Annotated in this window: 1 protein-coding gene and 1 pseudogene; both read right to left on the reverse strand. The window is 34.7% G+C overall.

Annotated elements, in window-relative coordinates:
* Positions 1-99: pseudogene (locus LI162_RS15985) on the reverse strand (maturase); the annotation flags it as partial.
* A 129-nt stretch (positions 100-228) separates the two neighbouring features.
* A partial coding sequence (locus LI162_RS15260; RefSeq protein ID WP_226877230.1) for a hypothetical protein occupies positions 229-654 on the reverse strand: 426 nt, incomplete at its 5' end.

Consider the following 654-nt stretch of genomic DNA (forward strand, 5'->3'; position numbering starts at 1 on the left):
AATTCCTAACTTTCGCATTTCTCCGTCTGGTTTTGGAATTTCCACTCTTCTGACTGGGAATGGGGTATCATGCCCCTTTCGTATCCTCTCTGGCAGTTCATGGCAATCGAGTAGGAGGCTAAGCATTAGTTGATTAGCCAACCTCTCAATCAAGTAGGTAAGAAAATTTTCACCTCAAACTTCTCACGGAACCGTACGTGAAAGTCTTTCATGTTGACATGATATTGATCATTCAAATATTTCATATTGCTCTTGTTTAACTAACTCTGATTGAACTTCTTCAATATAACGATTATAATTTTCTATTGTTTCTTCTGCCTCTTGATTATTTGATTGTGTAGAAATACTATTCTTCAAATATTCTTGTTTTAATGATTCTAAATATTTTTCAATTGGTAAATTTATCTTATAAACTTCAAATTCATGCTGCCAATATCCTTCTTCCGAACCAAATTGACTTATAAGAGCCTGAGCCTCCTCACTATTAATCGAATCATTTATTGTAACTTTTAAATCATCTAAATAATCATTGATTTCATCATCAGACACAGAATATCCCGCTGCAATAGCTCTTTGATAAGTCGCATCGCGTCGTAACATATATTCTACTGCCTTATCTTCAGCGTCTGACTGTTCATACCCTGCTAAAATGTA

Source organism: Mediterraneibacter sp. 210702-DFI.3.120 (assembly GCF_020561005.1).
GTDB lineage: Bacteria > Bacillota > Clostridia > Lachnospirales > Lachnospiraceae > Mediterraneibacter > Mediterraneibacter faecis.